This is a genomic window from Pseudomonas serbiensis (assembly GCF_030580745.1).
Lineage (GTDB): Bacteria > Pseudomonadota > Gammaproteobacteria > Pseudomonadales > Pseudomonadaceae > Aquipseudomonas > Aquipseudomonas serbiensis.
On the sequence record NZ_JAUQOO010000019.1, the window covers coordinates 99,245 to 117,397 of the forward strand.

Sequence of the window (18,153 nt, forward strand, 5' to 3'; positions counted from 1 at the left end):
GTAGGGCAATCCCTACACCGGGGCTTCCAGCCTGCTTAGGCAAATCTCTCCTGGCCCCCGATTTGCGCGGTATGTGCGCTGTTCTAGTCTTGATCCCACGCAGACAAAACAAAGGTGTGGGTAATGAGCGACGTCGATTCAAGCGCTGGGGCAAATGATGTTCTGGTCAGCTTTCGTGGTGTGCAGAAGAGCTACGACGGCGAAGCACTGATCGTCAAAGACCTTAACCTGGACATTCGCAAAGGCGAATTCCTCACCTTGCTCGGGCCGTCGGGTTCCGGCAAGACCACCAGTCTGATGATGCTGGCCGGTTTCGAGACGCCGACCTCGGGTGAAATCCTGCTGGGCGGCCGGGCCATCAACAACGTGCCGCCGCACAAGCGCGACATCGGCATGGTGTTCCAGAACTACGCTCTGTTCCCGCACATGACCGTCGCCGAGAACCTGGCGTTCCCGCTGTCGGTGCGTGGCATGAGCAAGACCGATATCGGCGAGAAGGTCAAACGCGCACTGGGCATGGTCCAGCTTGACGCTTTTGCGCATCGCTATCCGGCGCAATTGTCCGGTGGTCAGCAGCAGCGCGTGGCCCTGGCCCGCGCACTGGTTTTCGAGCCACAACTGGTGCTGATGGACGAGCCGCTCGGCGCGCTCGACAAGCAACTGCGCGAACACATGCAGATGGAGATCAAGCATCTTCACCAGCGTCTGGGTGTGACCGTGGTCTACGTGACCCACGACCAGGGCGAAGCGCTGACCATGTCCGACCGTGTTGCGGTGTTCCATCAGGGCGAAATCCAGCAGATCGCTCCACCGCGCACCCTTTACGAAGAACCCAAAAACACCTTCGTCGCCAACTTCATTGGCGAGAACAACCGTCTCAACGGGCGCTTGGTCAGCCAGAACGGCGACCGCTGCGTCGTCGAGCTGGGGCGTGGTGAAAAAGTTGAGGCATTGGCGATCAATGTCGGCCAGGCCGGTGATCCGGTCACCCTGTCGATCCGCCCTGAACGCATCAGCCTCAATGGCCGTAGCGAAAGTTGTGTAAACCGTTTCTCGGGCCGTGTTGCCGAGTTCATTTATCTGGGCGACCACGTTCGAGTGCGTCTGGAAGTGGCAGACAAGACCGACTTTTTCGTCAAGCAGCCTATCGCCGAGCTGGATGCGGCGTTGAGCGTTGGCGACGTCGTGCCCCTTGGATGGCAAGTCGAGCACGCTCGCGCGCTCGATCCCTTGCAGCAAGTGCATTGATCTATCGATAAAAGCAACAACAGAGGCGAACGATCGCCCATCCCAATCGCTTACCAACACTGCTCGTGGAGAAAAGAATAAATGCTGAAATCATTGAAGTTCACCGCTATCACGTTGGGCATGATGTGCGCGGCGCAAGCCATGGCCGCTGATCTGACCGTTATCTCCTTCGGCGGCGCCAACAAGGCGGCCCAGGAAAAGGCTTTCTATGCCCCTTGGGAGAAAGCAGGTAATGGCAAGATCATCGCTGGCGAGTACAACGGTGAAATGGCCAAGATCAAGACCATGGTCGACACCAAGAGCGTTTCCTGGGATCTGGTAGAAGTCGAATCGCCCGAGCTATCCCGTGGTTGCGACGAAGACATGTTCGAAGAACTGGACCCTGCGTTGTTCGGCAAGGCCGAAAACTTCGTACCGGGCGCGCTGACCACCTGCGGCGCAGGCTTCTTCGTATGGTCCACCGTGTTGGCTTACAACGCCGACAAGGTCAGCACTGCTCCGACCAGTTGGGTCGACTTCTGGGACACCAAGAAATTCCCGGGCAAGCGCGGCCTGCGCAAAGGCGCCAAGTACACCCTGGAATTCGCTCTGATGGCTGATGGCGTTGCGCCGAAAGACGTCTACAAGGTACTGGCCAGCAAGGACGGTCAGGACCGCGCCTTCAAGAAGCTCGATGAGCTCAAGCCAAACATTCAATGGTGGGAAGCAGGCGCTCAGCCTCCTCAGTACCTTGCCTCCGGCGACGTGGTCATGAGTTCGGCCTACAACGGTCGTATCGCTGCCGTGCAGAAGGAAAGCAACCTGAAAGTGGTCTGGACCGGCGGCGTTTATGACTTCGACGCATGGGCCATTCCAAAGGGCTCGAAAAACGTTGAAGCGGCGAAGAAGTTCATCGCTTACATCCTGAGCCCGGAGCAGCAGAAGACCTATTCGCAGAACATTGCCTACGGCCCGGCCAACACCCAGGCGGTTGCTTTGCTGGACAAGGAAACCCTGCAGAACATGCCGACCACTCCTGAAAACATCAAGGATCAGGTGCAGATGGACGTGACGTTCTGGACTGACAACGGCGAGTCGCTGGAACAGCGCTTCACCGCTTGGGCAGCCAAGTAATCGCGTCAACCTGAGTTAGATCCAGGAGCGTTTCCGGTTCAGGAAACGCTCCCCTCGTTCAAAGATTTCGGAGTTCGCTATGGCCACCGCCGTGCCCCTGACTGAAGGCGCCAGCCCCAACTTGAAGCAACGCCTGGCTCGTGCCGAGCGGGTCAACCGCTGGAAAGCCCAGGCGCTGATTGCTCCGTTGGTCATCTTTCTGCTGCTGGTCTTTCTGGTGCCCATTGCTGCGTTGCTTTACAAGAGCGTCAGCAACCCGGAAGTCGTTGCCGCACTGCCGAGCACCGTGATTGAAGTCGAGAAGTGGGACGGTAAAGGGCTTCCGCCCGAGTCGACCTACAAGGCATTGAGCCTGGATCTGGCTGAAACCCGCAAGAATTCGACCCTGGGCGAGTTGTCCAAGCGCCTGAACATGGAACTGGCCGGTTATCGCAGCCTGCTGAGCAAGACCGCTCGCGCGCTGCCCTTCAAGACCGAGCCTGCCTCTTATAAAGATGCACTGGAAGCGCTGGACGAACGTTGGGGCGACCCTGCCTATTGGCAGGCCATTCGTCGCAACACCAGCAGCCTTACCCCCTATTACCTGCTGGCCGCTGTCGACCACCGCATCGACGATGTCGGTGAAGTGGCCGCTGCAACTCCGGACCAGGCCATTTACCTGGATATCTTCACCCGCACATTCTGGATGGGCCTGGTAATCACCACCATCTGTCTGGTGCTGGCGTATCCACTTGCCTATCTGTTGGCCAGCCTGCCTGCACGGCAGAGCAACCTCTTGATGATTCTGGTCCTGCTACCGTTCTGGACCTCGATTCTGGTCCGGGTAGCAGCCTGGATCGTGTTGCTGCAATCGAGTGGTCTGATCAATGGTGCGCTGATCGCCATGGGCATCATCGACAAGCCGATCGAACTGGTTTTCAACCGGGTCGGCGTCTACATCTCGATGGTGCATATCATGCTGCCGTTCATGATCCTGCCGATCTACAGCGTGATGAAAAACATCTCGCCAACTTACATGCGTGCTGCCATTTCCCTGGGCTGCCATCCGTTCACCAGCTTCTGGCGCGTGTACTTCCCGCAGACCTATGCCGGGATCGGGGCTGGCTGCCTGTTGGTCTTCATCCTGTCGATCGGCTACTACATCACCCCGGCATTGCTGGGTAGCCCGAACGACCAGATGGTCAGCTATTTCGTGGCCTTCTACACCAACACCAGCATCAACTGGGGCATGGCGACGGCACTGGGCGGCCTGCTGCTGTTGGCAACCGTCGTGCTGTATCTGATCTATAGCTGGCTGGTCGGCGCGAGCCGCCTGCGTTTGAGCTGAGGGGAATCATCATGCTGAATTCGTATTCGTCGCCCATCGAGCGCATCTGGTATTACGCACTGCGCATCATCTGCGCACTGGTGCTGCTGTTTCTGGTGTTGCCGGTGCTGGTCATCGTCCCGTTGTCGTTCAACTCGGGCAGTTTTCTGGTTTACCCGCTGCAAGGCTTTTCATTGCAGTGGTATCAGGACTTCTTCGGTTCCGCCGAGTGGATGCGCTCGCTGAAGAACAGCATGATCGTCGCGCCGGCCTCCACGCTGCTGGCGATGATCTTCGGGACATTGGCCGCCATCGGTCTGACCCGTGGTGATTTCCCCGGCAAGCCGCTGGTCATGGCGCTGGTGATCTCGCCGATGGTGGTGCCGATGGTGATCGTGGGCGTTGCCAGCTACCTGTTCTTCGCGCCGCTGGGGCTGGGCAACAGCTACACCTCGCTGATTCTGGTGCATGCGGTGCTGGGCGTACCGTTCGTGATCATCACCGTGTCGGCCACCTTGCAGGGCTTCAACTACAACCTGGTGCGCGCTGCTGCCAACTTGGGCGCTTCGCCACTGACGGCGTTTCGTCGAGTGACCCTGCCGCTGATCGCTCCGGGCGTGATTTCCGGTGCGCTGTTCGCCTTCGCGACCTCCTTCGACGAAGTCGTGGTCACCCTGTTCCTTGCCGGTCCAGAACAAGCGACCCTGCCACGCCAGATGTTCAGCGGCATCCGCGAAAACCTCAGCCCGACCATCGCCGCCGCCGCGACCTTGCTGATCGCTTTCTCGGTGGTGTTGTTGCTGGTGCTGGAGTGGCTGCGCGGACGCAGCGAGAAGCTGAGGACGCAGGTAGAGTAGCCTCTTCGCGAATGAATTCGCTCCTACAGTAGGAGCGAATTCATTCGCGAAAAACCAGAAACTCCATCCCCCCAAGGCATATCCCGATCTCTTGGAGTACAATGCGCGCCACCGTGATTCAGCTCAAACAGGTGCGCCATGCAGCCCTTCGTTATTGCCCCATCGATCCTTTCCGCTGACTTCGCCCGTCTGGGCGAGGAAGTCGACAATGTACTTGCCGCTGGCGCGGACTTCGTCCACTTCGATGTCATGGACAATCACTATGTCCCGAACCTGACCATCGGTCCGATGGTGTGCAGCGCGTTGCGCAAGTATGGCGTCACTGCACCCATCGACGTGCATCTGATGGTCAGCCCGGTGGATCGCATCATCGGTGATTTCATCGAAGCGGGTGCCACGTACATTACCTTTCACCCTGAGGCGACCCAGCATATCGATCGCTCGCTGCAACTGATCCGCGAGGGCGGTTGCAAGGCTGGTCTGGTGTTCAACCCGGCGACGCCCCTGAACCTGCTGGAATATGTCATGGACAAGGTCGACATGATCCTGCTCATGAGCGTCAACCCGGGCTTCGGCGGTCAGAAGTTCATTCCCGGTACGCTGAACAAGCTGCGCGAAGCGCGTGCCTTGATCGATGCGTCGGGACGTGACATCCGTCTGGAAATCGACGGTGGCGTCAACGTCGGAAACATCCGTGAAATCGCTGCTGCGGGCGCCGATACTTTTGTCGCCGGCTCGGCTATCTTCAATGCTCCCGACTACAAAGAAGTGATCGAGAAAATGCGCAACGAACTGGCGTCAGCCCGCGCATGAGCGGCTTCGAGCATTTGTTTGCGGGCAAGTTGCCCAGGCTGATCATGTTCGATCTGGACGGGACCCTTGTGGATTCAGGGCCTGATCTGGCCGTGGCCGTTGACAAGATGCTGCTCGAACTCGGTCGCCCTCCGGCCGGTCTTGAGTCGGTTCGGCAATGGATTGGCAACGGCGCGCTGGTACTGGTGCGTCGGGCGCTGGCCAATGACATTGATCACAGCGGTGTCGATGACGCCCTGGCCGAGCAGGCGCTGGAAATCTTCATGCAGGCTTATGCCGAAAAGCACGAATTCACCGTGGTCTACCCCGGCGTTCGTGAAACCCTGAAGTGGCTACAGAAAATGGGGGTCGAGATGGCCCTCATCACCAACAAGCCGGAACGCTTCGTCGCGCCGCTGCTGGATGAAATGAAGCTGGGGCGTTTCTTTCGCTGGATCATCGGCGGCGACACCATGCCGCAGAAAAAACCGGACCCGGCAGCCCTGTTCTTTGTCATGAAAATGACCGGTATTCCTGCCTCCCAGTCACTGTTCGTCGGCGACTCTCGCTCCGATGTGCTGGCGGCGAAGGCGGCTGGTGTAGCCTGTGTCGGGCTGACCTATGGCTACAACCATGGCCGGCCCATCGCTGAAGAATCCCCGTCGCTGGTGATCGATGATCTGCGCAAGCTGATTCCCGGTTGCCTGGATCAAGACGCTGAGATACTGTTGCCCGACATTCAACGTCCCTCCCTTAGAGATTCCATCGTGGTGGTCACTCGCAAACTCTGGATGAAAGTCATCAAGGCCCTGGCCCGTTGGCGTTGGCGCGCCTGATTTGATTCCGGCCGCTTGTGCGGCATGTTTGCCTACCTGACCGTTTTACCCTCAAACCACGAGGCTGTTCATGAACCGTGAAGAATTCCTGCGTTTGGCTGCTGCTGGCTATAACCGCATTCCGCTTGCCCACGAAACCCTGGCCGACTTCGATACACCGCTGTCGATCTACCTGAAACTTGCCGATCAGCCGAACTCCTACCTGCTGGAGTCGGTACAAGGCGGCGAGAAGTGGGGGCGCTACTCCATCATTGGACTGCCTTGCAGCACCGTGATGCGCGTTCATGGTCACCATGTCAGCGTGACCCACGAGGGTGTAGAGGTCGAAAGCCACGACGTCGAAGACCCGCTGGCCTTCGTCGAAGAGTTCAAGGCACGCTACAACGTTCCGACCATTGCCGGCCTGCCGCGTTTCAACGGTGGTCTGGTGGGCTATTTTGGCTACGACTGTGTGCGCTATGTCGAAAAGCGTCTGGCCAACTGCCCGAATCCGGACCCGCTGGGTGTGCCGGATATCCTGCTGATGGTTTCCGATGCTGTCGTTGTTTTCGATAACCTGGCTGGCAAGATGCACGCCATCGTACTGGTCGATCCGGCCCTGCAGGACGCTTATGAAAGCGGCCGTGCGCGCCTCGATGAGCTGATGGAAAAACTGCGTCAGCCGATCACGCCGCGTCGTGGTCTGGCGCTGGACAGGCCGCCAGCCGCCGAGCCGGTGTTCCGTTCCAGCTTCACCCAGAACGATTACGAAAAGGCGGTCGACACCATCAAGCAATACATCCTGGCCGGGGATGTGATGCAGGTCGTACCGTCGCAACGCATGTCCATCGACTTCAAGGCTGCGCCTATCGATCTGTATCGGGCGCTGCGCTGCTTCAACCCTACGCCTTACATGTACTTCTTCAACTTCGGCGACTTCCATGTGGTCGGCAGCTCGCCGGAAGTACTGGTGCGGGTCGAGGACAATCTGGTCACTGTTCGCCCGATTGCCGGTACACGCCCGCGTGGCGCCACCGAAGAGGCCGACCGCGCGCTGGAAGAAGACCTGCTGTCCGACGACAAGGAAATCGCCGAGCACCTGATGCTCATCGATCTGGGACGTAACGACACGGGGCGCGTCTCGGAAATCGGTTCGGTCAAGCTGACCGAGAAGATGGTCATCGAGCGTTATTCCAACGTGATGCACATCGTTTCCAACGTCACTGGCCAGTTGAAAAGCGGGCTGACGGCCATGGACGCGCTGCGTGCCATCCTGCCTGCGGGCACCCTGTCCGGCGCGCCGAAAATCCGTGCCATGGAAATCATCGACGAGCTGGAGCCCGTCAAGCGCGGTGTCTACGGCGGGGCAGTGGGGTACATGGCCTGGAACGGCAACATGGACACCGCGATTGCCATTCGTACTGCCGTCATCAAGGATGGCGAACTGCATGTGCAGGCGGGCGGCGGTATCGTTGCCGACTCGGTGCCGGCTCTTGAGTGGGAAGAAACCATCAACAAGCGCCGTGCGATGTTTCGGGCGGTGGCGTTGGCGGAGCAGACGAGCAGCGAGAAGGAATAAGCTTCAAGCTTCAAGTGAAACGCGGTGTCGGCTTTGGGCTGGCACCGCGTTTTTGTTTGGGGGTCAGGCTGCCCGTGCCTCTTCCAGGGCTTCGGCGGACAGTTGCTGGTTGTGGCGGTTGGCGTAGTTCTCGGCCATGACCGAGCAGACGATCAACTGCATGGGGTGGTAGATCATGATCGGTAGCAGGATCAGACCCAGCCCCGGATTGGCGCCGAAGATCAGGGCTGCCATCGGCGCACCGGCGGCCAGGGATTTTTTGGTGGCGCAGAACACCGCCGCCACCCTGTCAGCATGATCGAACTTCAAGGCACGGGCGGTGCGGGTGGTCATGAACAGGATCACTGCCAGCAGGATGGCGGTGCCGATGAAGGCCGTCAGAATCACGCTGCTGCCCTGGGATTGCCACATGCCTGAAATCATCGAGTTGCAGAACGCGGCATAGACCAGCAACAGGATCACGATCTTGTCGATCAGGTTGGTGTACTTCTTGTGACGCGCAAAGAACTTGCCTGCCAGCGGGCGAATCAACTGGCCGAGAATCAGCGGCAACAGCAACATGCCGCACAGATCCAGCAGGGTCGAACCCAGGTCGATCCCGCCAGAACCGGTGCCCACCACCAGGCTGACCAGCCATGGCGTGATGAAAATACCCAGCACGCTGGAAAGGCTTGCATTGAGAATCGCTGCCGGTACGTTGCCTTTTGCGCTGCCGGTCAGGGCCACCGAAGAGGAAATGGTGGACGGCAGGGCGCACAGGTAGAGGAAGCCGAGCATCAGCAGTGCAGGAATGTAGGCGCTCAGCAGCTTGTTGCCGATCAGCCAGAGCACCGGGAACACCACAAAGGTGAATGCCTGAATCATGACGTGCAGGCGCCAGTTCTTCAGCCCCTTTTTGATCTGCTCGCTGGACAGATTGACGCCATGCAGGAAGAACACCACGAACACGCCGATATTGATGACGTACTCGGCATGCATGCTGCCGCCCGTGGCGCCGAAGTGTGGGAAGAAGTAGGCCAGAACCGTCGCCAGGACCATTCCGCAGAGGAACCAGTCGGTCACGACGCGCTTGAGGTGTTTGAGTGCTTGCATAGGAGGCTCGTGCATTCTTTGTAAAAGTGAATCTCCGCAGGCTACTCTGTTGCTTTTTAGCCGTCTTGCGACATAAGGCCATTAGATGCCGAGTAACGGACAAAACAGTGCTCATCCTCCTACTGGCGAGCGGCAGATACCTGTCTTGCAGGATTTGCCGCGCCCGCTTTATGCCCGTGCCGAAAGCTTGAGCGCCGGATCGTGGACGCCGCCCCATCGTCATGACTGGGTGCAGTTTTCCTACGCCATCAGCGGCGTATTGGGCGTGCATACCGCAGAAGGCAGCTTCTTCGCGCCCCCGCAGTGGGGCGTCTGGATACCCGCCGGGCTTGAGCATCAAGTGGTGACGTCCATGCGCGCCGAGATGCGCAGCCTGTATGTGCGAACCGAGGATTGCGGCTGGGCGCCGGAGCGTTGTCGGGTGCTGGAAGTCACGCCGCTGGCTCGCGAATTGATCAAGAGTTTCTGCCTGCTGCCCGTGGCCTATCCGCAAGGCGATAGCCATGAAGCACGTCTGGTGCAGGTATTGCTGGATCAGTTGGCCCGGTTGCCTGAGGTGGGTTTTTCCCTGCCGTTGCCTCGGCACCCTCGGTTACTGGGGCTATGCAATGAGCTGATCGAAAACCCCGCTCAACTGATTACGCTGCATGACTGGGCCGAACGGCTCGGTACTTCCGAGAAAACCCTGATGCGCCTGTTTCAGCGGGAAACCGGCCTGAGTTTTCGGGGCTGGCGCCAACGGGCGAGGCTGTTGTCATCGCTCAGCGCACTGGAGGAGGGCGACAGCGTGACCAACACTGCGCTGGCGTGCGGTTACGATTCGACTTCGGCCTTTATTGCGGCTTTCAAGGGGCTGTTCGGCTACACGCCTGGGGAACTGTTCAAATAGATTTCGGCACAAAAGAACGGCTGATTGATGCTTTTTCCTACAGCAAAAATTTTTGAATTCGTAATATCTTTCACGGCTCATGCGGCATGAAAGGTGCTTGAATCCGGGAGTTATAGCTGTTTTCCACGAAAACTATTCAATCCCGACTGCCATTACCCCTACTCGCTGGCGGAGGATTGCCGTATAACGGCAACAATCGCGTATCTGGCAACAAAGGACCCACAATAAAAGCTGATGAAAACTCCTAAACGCATTGAACCCCTGATCGAAGACGGTCTGGTCGACGAGGTGCTGCGCCCTCTCATGAGTGGGAAAGAGGCAGCTGTTTATGTGGTGCGCTGTGGCAAGGAGCTGCGGTGTGCCAAGGTTTACAAGGAGGCGAACAAACGCAGTTTCCGTCAGGCGGCCGAGTATCAGGAAGGTCGCAAGGTACGCAACAGCCGACAGGCCCGGGCCATGGCCAAGGGTTCCAAGTTCGGTCGCAAAGAAACCGAAGACGCATGGCAGAACGCCGAGGTTGCTGCCTTGTTCCGTCTGGCCAACGCCGGTGTCAGGGTCCCCAAGCCTTTTGATTTTCTGGAAGGCGTGTTGCTCATGGAGCTGGTTGCCGACGAGTACGGCGATGCGGCACCACGTTTGAACGATGTGGTGCTGGAGCCGGATCAGGCGCGTGAATACCACGCTTTCCTCATCGAGCAGATCGTGCTGATGCTGTGTGCCGGTCTGGTACACGGTGACCTGTCCGAGTTCAACGTACTGCTGGGGCCGAGCGGGCCTGTGATCATCGATTTGCCTCAGGCGGTGGATGCAGCAGGTAACAACCATGCATTCAGCATGCTGGAGCGGGATGTCGGCAACATGGCCTCCTACTTCGGGCGCTTCGCACCTGAACTCAAGGCCACCCGATACGCCAAGGAAATGTGGTCGTATTACGAAGCCGGTACGTTGTCGCCGTCCACGGTGCTGACAGGCCAGTTCGAGGATACGGAAGAGGCCGCTGACGTCAGAGGCGTGCTGCGCGAGATCGAAGCGGCGCGTCTGGATGAAGCACGTCGTCAGGCTGCCCGTGCCGCCGACGATGCGCCACCGGGCAAGCCCAACGAAGAACCGCCGCCGCCCTGGATGCAGTAGTTTGATTTCGCGAATGAATTCGCTCCTACGGCCGCCGTAGGAGCGAATTCATTCGCGAAGGGTTACATCGTTCAGGTGCAGCAGCCGCCCGAAGCCAGGTCCTTGAGGATCGGGCAATCGGGTCGGTCGTCGCCGTGGCAATGTTCCACCAGCTCCTGCAGGGTATCGCGCAGGCTCGCCAGCTCTTCGATCTTCTGGTTCAGATCGGCGATATGTTTATGAGCCAGCGCCTTCACATCGGCACTGGCACGCTGACGATCCTGCCAGAGGGTCAGCAGCTTGCCGACCTCCTCCAGTGAAAAGCCCAGATCCCGCGAGCGCTTGATGAACGCCAGTGTGTGCAAGTCTTCGGAGCGGTACAGGCGGTAACCGCTGTCGCTGCGACTGGCAGCCTGCAGCAGCCCGATGGACTCGTAGTAGCGAATCATCTTTGCACTCAAGCCGCTTTTGCTGGCCGCCTGACCGATGTTCATTGGGCGTCTCCCAGATCATTGGGCTTCCAGGTTTTCAACAGCAATGCGTTGCTCACCACACTGACACTGGACAAGGCCATGGCGGCTCCGGCCAGCACCGGGTTGAGATAACCCAGGGCCGCCAACGGAATGCCGATCAGGTTATAGACGAAGGCCCAGAACAGGTTCTGGCGGATCTTGGCGTAGGTCTTGCGGCTGATCTCCAGCGCGGCAGGCACCATTCGCGGATCGCCGCGCATCAGGGTGATTCCGGCGGCGTGCATCGCCACATCGGTGCCGCCGCCCATGGCGATGCCGATATCGGCCGCAGCCAGTGCCGGCGCATCGTTGATGCCGTCACCGACCATCGCCACGACATGATCCTTTTTCAGTAACTCCACGATCGAAGCTTTTTCGTCGGGCAGCACTTCGGCGTGCACATTCCTGATGCCTAGCGCCTGGGCGACTGCCCTGGCGCTGCCGGGATTGTCGCCGGTCAGCAAGTGGCAACTGATTCCCCGTGCGCTCAGTTGCTCCATGGCCTGCTCTGCGCCGGGCTTGAGGGTGTCGCCAAAGGCGAACATGCCCAGCACGACCGGCTGAGGGCCTTGCTCGATCAGCCAGGACAGGGTTCTGCCTTCGGCCTCCCAGGTTTTGGCTGACTCGGCCAGTTCGCCCATCTGCAAATCGTTTTCTTCCAGCAGGCGCCTGTTGCCCAGCGCCAGTTGATGCCCTTCGACGTCACCGGCGATGCCGCGCCCGGTGAGTGCCTGGCTGTGCTCGGTGCTATCGAGTTTCAATTGCCACTCGCGACAGACTTCCAGCACCGCCTTGGCCAGCGGATGTTCGCTGCCGCGCTGCAAGGCTCCGGCCCGCTCCAGTAACTGCTCTTCGTTGCCCTTCACCGCAATCATGTTGGTGATACGGGGTGTGCCGCAGGTCAGTGTCCCGGTCTTGTCGAACACCACCGCGTCCACCTCATGGGCGCGCTCCAGCGCTTCGGCGTCCTTGATCAGGATGCCGTAGCGCGCAGCAATGCCTGTTCCGGCCATGATCGCAGTCGGCGTCGCAAGGCCCAGAGCGCACGGGCAGGCAATCACCAGCACGGCGACCGCATTGATCAAGGCGACTTCCAGCGATGCCCCGGCCAGCATCCAGCCCGTCAAGGTGAACAAGGCGATGACCAGCACGGTCGGGACGAATACCTGGCTGACCTTGTCCACCAGCTTCTGTATCGGCGCCTTGCCCGCCTGAGCGTCCTCGACCAGCTTGATGATGCGCGCCAGTACCGTTTGAGTGCCCAGGGCCGTGATCTTGATCAGCAACCGGCCTTCGCCGTTGATGGCGCCGCCGGTGACACTGTCGCCGGGTTGTTTGGGGACTGGCAGGCTTTCGCCGCTGATCAGGGCTTCATCGGCATGGCTCCGGCCTTCCATGACCTGGCCGTCCACCGGAAAGCGCTCACCGGGTTTGACCAGCACCAGATCATCGAGGCGCAAGGCACTGATCGCGACATCGTGTTCCTGGCCATCGATCACTTGCAGAGCGCGCTCCGGGCGCAGGGCTTCCAGGGCCCGGATAGCGCTGGCGGTCTGGCGCTTGGCGCGACTTTCCAGGTATTTGCCCAGCAGCACCAGCGCAATGACCACTGCCGAAGCCTCGAAATAAAGATGCGGCATGTTGCCTGGCGTGGCAGTGATCCATTGGTAGAGGCTCAGGCCGTATCCGGCGCTGGTTCCGATGGCAACCAGCAGGTCCATGTTTCCGGCGCCTGCCCGCACGGCTTTCCATGCGGCGACGTAAAAGCGTGCGCCGAGTATGAATTGCACCGGCGTGGCCAGCGCGACTTGCACCCAGGCGGGTAACATCCAATGCACGCCCAGCGGGCTCAGCAACATGGGCAAGACCAGCGGCAAGGCGAGGATCAGGGCTGCTATCAAGGCCCAGCGTTCGTGGTTCAGGTGCCGGATTTTTCTTGCGGCATCGGCCTGTTCGCTCTGAAACAGGGTCGCGCCATAGCCTGCATGGCTGACGGCGGCGATCAAGGTCTGCGGGTCGGTTCCGTTCTGTGTCTGTACATGGGCGCGTTCACTGGCCAGGTTGACCGTGACGTTGGTGACCCCGGGCACTTTGGCCAGGGCACGCTCGACCCGACCTGCGCAGCTTGCGCAGGTCATGCCAGTGATCGGCAGGTCGAAGGTGGTGTGTTCGTGCATCTTTTCACTCCCTGAAGGCTTGATACCTGCAAGGGTCAACCTTGCCACATGGACAAGGTCAAGTGCGAATCAATAGTTCAAGTCAGCTTTCTTCAGGTACATGCCGTTAAGGTCGGTCGCGATGCGGTACTTGAGAATGTCCCCGGCGCGCAGTTTGATCTTGGTACTGCTTTGCGCTTCCATCCCCGATGCGCAACCGACCACTGTCCCTGGCAACCTGCGCAGGCGTACCGAGACGTCGCCCGGCGGCAGATTGAAAGACACCGAGTCTTCCTGAAACAGGCGTCCGGCCAGCTGGTCTTGAATGTAAATGCCGATTTCGCAGGAGGTCGCGACTTCCAGACGCTCTCGGGAAATGATCAGGATGCCGTAATCCTGAGCGGCCTGAACGCTTGGGGAAGTAGCCAAAAGACCGAGAATGCCGAAGAGGCTCAATACTGACCAGCGCATTGCTGATACTCCTGCTGTAGACGTCGATGACGAAGCTTGGCTCAGGGCTGCGACTAATACCAGCCCGGCAGGAAAAACAGAAACTTGACCTTGCCACGATGACAAGGTTGAAGATGCCCGGCATCCATCACTCAAGGAGCATCACCATGCAGTTATTCACAGTACAAGGCATGACTTGCGGGCATTGTGTCCGCGCGGTGACTCAGGTTATCAAGAACGATGATCCGACTGCTGAAGTGCAGATCGATCTGGCCAGCTCGCAAGTGCGTGTGCAGAGTTCCTTGACCACGGAGCGGGTTATCGAATTGATTGGCGAAGAGGGCTATCAGGCACAACTGGCTGGATAGGCTAAAGCCTGAAAAGCCTTGAATTAAATTTCTTTGTCCGGCGTTATCGGCAAGGCAAGCCGGTTAGACTAGCCAGCTGCCTTGCATACGTTTATGGACACCCGATGAATTATAAAACCATCCTCATTCTTGGTGCCCTGAGCGCCTTTGGCCCCTTGGCCATCGACTTCTATCTTCCCGGTTTCCCCGCCATGGCCGCGTATTTCGGGACCGATGAAAAACATGTGCAACTGACGCTGGCGGCCTATTTCCTGGGCTTGTCCATTGGGCAACTGGCCTATGGACCTGTGGCAGACCGCTTTGGTCGGCGTATCCCCTTGCTGGTTGGCGTGACCCTGTTCACCCTGGCTTCGCTGGCCTGTACCTTCGCGCCGAATCTGGACTGGCTGATCGGTGCACGTTTCGTTCAGGCACTGGGCGGCTGTGCCGGGATGGTGCTGGCGCGGGCCATCGTCAGTGATAAATGCGATGCGGTGGAGTCGGCCAAGGTCTTTTCGCAACTGATGCTGGTCATGGGGCTTGCGCCTATCCTGGCGCCGATGCTCGGTGGTGTGTTGGTCAATGTCTCTGGCTGGCAATCGATCTTTGTCTGCCTGACGATTTTCAGTGCGCTGTGCCTGACGGCTGTCGCCATTGGCTTGCCGGAAAGCATGCCGGCTGGCGTTCCGCGTCAGCCGCTGCGCGGTGCGCTGAAGCAGTACGGCAATCTGCTCAAGGATCATGTCTTCATCGGCCATGCCTTGACCGGTGGCATTGTCATGGCCGGGATGTTCTCCTACATCGCCGGTTCGCCTTTCGTGTTCATCAAGTTGTATGGCGTCCCCGCCGAGCATTACGGCTGGCTGTTCGGTATGAATGCGGCGGCGTTCATTCTGGTGGCGCAGGTCAATGCACGCCTGTTGCGCAAGAGCAGCCCGGCTTCTCTGTTGCTGCGTACCATCTGGATCTATCTGGCTGCGGCCCTGACTCTGCTGGGCATTGCCAGCCTGCGTACCGAACAGCTCTGGCCGTTGCTGATTCCGCTGTTCATCTGTATTGCCAGCCTGGGCTGCATCATCCCCAACGCCTCGGCCTGCGCCATGAATGGCCAGTGGGCACGGGCCGGCAGTGCTTCGGCGTTGCTGGGCTGTTTGCAGTTCAGTGTCGCGGCGGGCGCGGCGAGTCTGGTGGGTGTGCTGCATGACGGCACGGCAACGCCGATGGCGGCCGTGATCAGCTTGTGCGGCGTGCTTGCCACGCTTGTCGCGCTGTATACCCGCCGCTTGCAGGCGCGCCGTGATGCATCCAGGCAGGAACCGATCAGTTAAGGCCTGAACAAAACTTGTTGGAGGCAGCTTGCTGGCGAAAAGGCCTGAAAACCGGCAGATATTTTGCGTCTGAAGTCGCCAGCAAGCTGCCTCCCACAAATGAACGGCATTACTCCTGCCTCTTGCTTATCAGAACCCCTCAAGCACGATCTTGCCCTTGGCCTTGCCGCTTTCCAGCAACTCATGGGCGCGGCGCAGGTTTTCGGCATTGATCGTGCCGAAGTGCTCCCCGAAGGTTGTTTTCAGGGTTCCGGCATCGATCAGTTCGGCGACGCGGTTGAGCAGGTTGTGCTGTTCGATCATGTCTGGCGTCTCGAACATCGAGCGGGTGTACATGAACTCCCAGTGCAGTGACAGGCTCTTGCGCTTGAGTTTGGAGACATCCAGCGCCTTGGGGTCATCGATCAGTGCCAGCTTGCCTTGAGGCTGGAGCGATTCCACCAGTTGGTCCAGATGCACATCGGTCTGGGTCAGGCTGGCGACGTGAGTGACCTGATTCTGGCCGATGCGCTTGAGTTCGTCGCTGAGCGGCTTGCTGTGATCTATGACGTCATGAGCGCCCAGGTCGCGTACCCAGGCCTTGGTTTCCGGGCGCGAAGCGGTGCCGATGACTTTCAGTGAAGTCAGTTGGCGAGCCAGTTGAGTCAGGATAGAACCGACACCGCCCGCGGCTCCGACGATCAGCAGGCTCTGCTCTTTTTCAGCCTGACCCTCTGCAATCTGCAAGCGCTCGAACAACAGCTCCCAGGCGGTAATCGCTGTCAGTGGCAACGCCGCTGCGTGCGCAAAACTCAGCGTTTTCGGCATGTGCCCGACGATTCGCTCATCCACTACATGCAACTCGCTGTTGGCGCCCGGACGAGTCAGCGAGCCTGCGTAGAACACCTTGTCGCCCGGCTGGAACAGCGTCACCTCGCTGCCGACCGCTTTCACCACGCCTGCCACATCCCAACCCAGAACCTTGGCGGCTCCGGCTTCGGGCTGGACGTTTTGCCGGACCTTGGTATCCACGGGGTTTACGGAAATCGCTTTGACCTCTACCAGCAAATCACGGGCACCCGCGACCGGCTCTGGCAGTTCGATATCTTGTAGCGAATGGAGGTCGCTGATGGGCAGGGACTGGTAATAGGCAATGGCTTTCATGCTGGGCTCCGTAGCGTGGGAAAGTTGATGAACAGATGATTCGCCATTTCCATTAAAGATAAAACCCGCTAAAACGGCAGTCTCTTTCAATATTATTTTGATAATCAGAGGCTGAGATGCTGCGTTTCGATGATTTGCAGTTGTTTGTGCGGGCGGCTGATCTGGGCAGCCTGTCTGCTGCAGCGCGGGGTATGGATATGTCGGCGGCGGTTGCCAGCGCAGCACTCAAGCGTATCGAGCAGCAGCTTGGCGTGCGTCTGCTGGCGCGCTCTACGCGCAGCTTGCGCCTGACGGCCGATGGTGAAGGTTTTCTGGAATACGCCCGTGCGGCCCTTGGCAGCCTGGAAGATGGCCGACGCTTGCTGGCCAGCAATCAGGAAAGCTGCAATGGCATCCTGCAACTCTCGGCTCCTTCGGATTTCGGGCGCAACGTGCTGCTGCCCTGGCTCGATGAGTTTCAGCAGCAACATCCGCAATTGTCCGTACGCCTGCTGGTGGGCGACCGTGTCGACGATCTGTTTCGTCAGCCTGTGGATGTTGCCTTGCGTTATGGCGAGCCAGGGGATTCAAGCCTGGTGGCTCGATCTGTGGCTCCCGACAATCGGCGAGTGCTGTGCGCGGCCCCTGATTATCTGGCCCGTCACGGGGAGCCGCAGCAGGTCGGGGAACTGGCGCAGCATAATTGCCTGCTGCTGATGCTTGGTGACCGGGTACACGATCACTGGACCTTTCACGACGGCAAGCGGGAAGTGAGCCTGACCGTGGGCGGCAATCGCTTCAGTCCTGATGGTGACGTGGTGCGCCGCTGGGCATTGGCTGGGGCTGGCATCGCGTACCGTTCATGGCTGGATATCGCCGCCGATGTTCATGCGGGACGCTTGAAAGTCGTGATGCCGCATGTGCGCGGTGAGTCGGTGCCGCTGAATCTTTTGTGTGCTCATCGAGTGCAATTGAACAAGTCCGTCAATCTCTTGCTTGAAATGCTTCGTACCCGATGCGCCCAACAGTCAGCGCTCATAAGTCGTTAGTTGTTTGTATGACTAAAAGTTTTTGGGAAAAGGCTGACGGATACTTCGGAAAATATAAAAGGTAAATACAGTTTTCAATTTCAAAGTGCCAACATAAGGAAGAGGTTGCGCACGATGATGATCGAGAGCTTCTGGTTCGTCAGTCGCAGGCTTTGCCTGTCTTGCACTGTGGGGGTTGCAGGTCATGGAGTTGAAGGCTTCGAGTGGCGCTGCCGGTACGGAAATATTAGGGTTTCCATATTTAAGAAGGTCCTGCAAACTTTGGGTATTGCTTTGAAAGTATGTCGGGTCATGAGCCGGAGAAGGTAACTTTTACCTGCTCGGGTTATAGAGCGTAGAGTTTATACTTTCCATTTCAGGTTGGGTCCACGTTCAACTTTACGGGAGC

General features: G+C 58.9%; 17 protein-coding genes. 12 read left to right on the top strand and 5 right to left on the bottom strand.

Annotation, left to right across the window (positions count from 1 at the left end):
- The first annotated feature begins 123 nt into the window (after nucleotides 1-123).
- The 7 genes from Q6A51_RS21655 to trpE all read left to right on the top strand — a co-directional run bounded on the left by Q6A51_RS21655 (nucleotide 124) and on the right by trpE (nucleotide 7,710).
- Nucleotides 124-1,248, top strand: a complete 1,125-nt coding sequence (locus tag Q6A51_RS21655) for an ABC transporter ATP-binding protein (RefSeq protein ID WP_304575695.1) — start codon at nucleotides 124-126, stop codon at nucleotides 1,246-1,248.
- A gap of 81 nt (nucleotides 1,249-1,329) precedes the next feature.
- Nucleotides 1,330-2,361, top strand: a complete 1,032-nt coding sequence (locus tag Q6A51_RS21660; RefSeq protein ID WP_201001818.1) for a polyamine ABC transporter substrate-binding protein — start codon at nucleotides 1,330-1,332, stop codon at nucleotides 2,359-2,361.
- A 79-nt stretch (nucleotides 2,362-2,440) separates the two neighbouring features.
- Nucleotides 2,441-3,688, top strand: coding sequence for an ABC transporter permease (locus tag Q6A51_RS21665; protein WP_095068343.1), 1,248 nt, complete (start codon nucleotides 2,441-2,443; stop codon nucleotides 3,686-3,688).
- Nucleotides 3,689-3,699: 11 nt separating this feature from the next.
- Nucleotides 3,700-4,524, top strand: coding sequence for an ABC transporter permease (locus Q6A51_RS21670; RefSeq protein WP_304575696.1), 825 nt, complete (start codon nucleotides 3,700-3,702; stop codon nucleotides 4,522-4,524).
- Nucleotides 4,525-4,662: 138 nt separating this feature from the next.
- Nucleotides 4,663-5,337: a ribulose-phosphate 3-epimerase gene (gene rpe / locus Q6A51_RS21675; RefSeq protein WP_201001820.1), complete on the top strand. Its 675-nt coding sequence runs from the start codon at nucleotides 4,663-4,665 to the stop codon at nucleotides 5,335-5,337.
- Nucleotides 5,334-6,152: a phosphoglycolate phosphatase gene (locus tag Q6A51_RS21680; protein ID WP_304575697.1), complete on the top strand. Its 819-nt coding sequence runs from the start codon at nucleotides 5,334-5,336 to the stop codon at nucleotides 6,150-6,152. The genes rpe and Q6A51_RS21680 overlap by 4 nt, the downstream gene beginning before the upstream one ends.
- A 70-nt stretch (nucleotides 6,153-6,222) precedes the next feature.
- The gene (gene trpE / locus Q6A51_RS21685) at nucleotides 6,223-7,710 is read left to right on the top strand and encodes an anthranilate synthase component I (RefSeq protein WP_201018132.1); all 1,488 of its coding nucleotides are present in this window, start codon (nucleotides 6,223-6,225) and stop codon (nucleotides 7,708-7,710) included.
- A gap of 63 nt (nucleotides 7,711-7,773) precedes the next feature.
- On the opposite strand, the gene Q6A51_RS21690 is transcribed toward trpE, so the two are convergent.
- The gene (locus Q6A51_RS21690; RefSeq protein WP_201018131.1) at nucleotides 7,774-8,802 is read right to left on the bottom strand and encodes a bile acid:sodium symporter family protein; all 1,029 of its coding nucleotides are present in this window, start codon (nucleotides 8,800-8,802) and stop codon (nucleotides 7,774-7,776) included.
- 85 nt (nucleotides 8,803-8,887) lie between these two features.
- Here Q6A51_RS21690 and Q6A51_RS21695 point away from each other — a divergent pair, with 85 nt between their 5' ends.
- A complete protein-coding gene (locus Q6A51_RS21695) occupies nucleotides 8,888-9,691 on the top strand; it encodes an AraC family transcriptional regulator (RefSeq protein WP_236250183.1) in 804 nt (267 codons plus the stop codon).
- Between the two features lie 234 nt (nucleotides 9,692-9,925).
- Nucleotides 9,926-10,822 (top strand): PA4780 family RIO1-like protein kinase, encoded by an 897-nt coding sequence (locus tag Q6A51_RS21700; RefSeq protein WP_201018130.1) that lies wholly within the window; start codon nucleotides 9,926-9,928, stop codon nucleotides 10,820-10,822.
- A gap of 71 nt (nucleotides 10,823-10,893) precedes the next feature.
- On the opposite strand, the gene cueR is transcribed toward Q6A51_RS21700, so the two are convergent.
- From cueR to Q6A51_RS21715, 3 genes are all read right to left on the bottom strand, one after another.
- Nucleotides 10,894-11,295: a Cu(I)-responsive transcriptional regulator gene (gene cueR, locus Q6A51_RS21705; protein WP_304575698.1), complete on the bottom strand. Its 402-nt coding sequence runs from the start codon at nucleotides 11,293-11,295 to the stop codon at nucleotides 10,894-10,896.
- Nucleotides 11,292-13,490: a heavy metal translocating P-type ATPase gene (locus Q6A51_RS21710; protein ID WP_304575699.1), complete on the bottom strand. Its 2,199-nt coding sequence runs from the start codon at nucleotides 13,488-13,490 to the stop codon at nucleotides 11,292-11,294. Before Q6A51_RS21710 ends, cueR begins: the two co-directional genes overlap by 4 nt.
- Before the next feature lie 69 nt (nucleotides 13,491-13,559).
- Complete coding sequence (locus Q6A51_RS21715) at nucleotides 13,560-13,940, bottom strand: hypothetical protein (RefSeq protein ID WP_201001827.1); 381 nt, start codon at nucleotides 13,938-13,940, stop codon at nucleotides 13,560-13,562.
- A 146-nt stretch (nucleotides 13,941-14,086) separates the two neighbouring features.
- Between Q6A51_RS21715 and Q6A51_RS21720 the strand changes: the two genes are divergently transcribed.
- A complete protein-coding gene (locus tag Q6A51_RS21720) occupies nucleotides 14,087-14,287 on the top strand; it encodes a heavy-metal-associated domain-containing protein (RefSeq protein WP_201018127.1) in 201 nt (66 codons plus the stop codon).
- 104 nt (nucleotides 14,288-14,391) lie between these two features.
- Nucleotides 14,392-15,594 carry a multidrug effflux MFS transporter gene (locus tag Q6A51_RS21725; RefSeq protein WP_201001829.1) on the top strand — a complete coding sequence of 401 codons (1,203 nt, stop codon included), beginning with the start codon at nucleotides 14,392-14,394 and terminating at the stop codon, nucleotides 15,592-15,594.
- A gap of 129 nt (nucleotides 15,595-15,723) precedes the next feature.
- Here the strand turns inward: Q6A51_RS21725 and Q6A51_RS21730 are convergent, their stop codons facing one another.
- On the bottom strand, nucleotides 15,724-16,737 hold the full coding sequence (locus tag Q6A51_RS21730) for a zinc-binding alcohol dehydrogenase family protein (RefSeq protein WP_304575700.1): 1,014 nt from the start codon (nucleotides 16,735-16,737) through the stop codon (nucleotides 15,724-15,726).
- Nucleotides 16,738-16,853: 116 nt separating this feature from the next.
- Here Q6A51_RS21730 and Q6A51_RS21735 point away from each other — a divergent pair, with 116 nt between their 5' ends.
- Entirely contained in the window at nucleotides 16,854-17,765 is a 912-nt protein-coding gene (locus tag Q6A51_RS21735) for a LysR family transcriptional regulator (protein ID WP_304575701.1), read from the top strand.
- The last annotated feature ends 388 nt before the right edge of the window (nucleotides 17,766-18,153 follow it).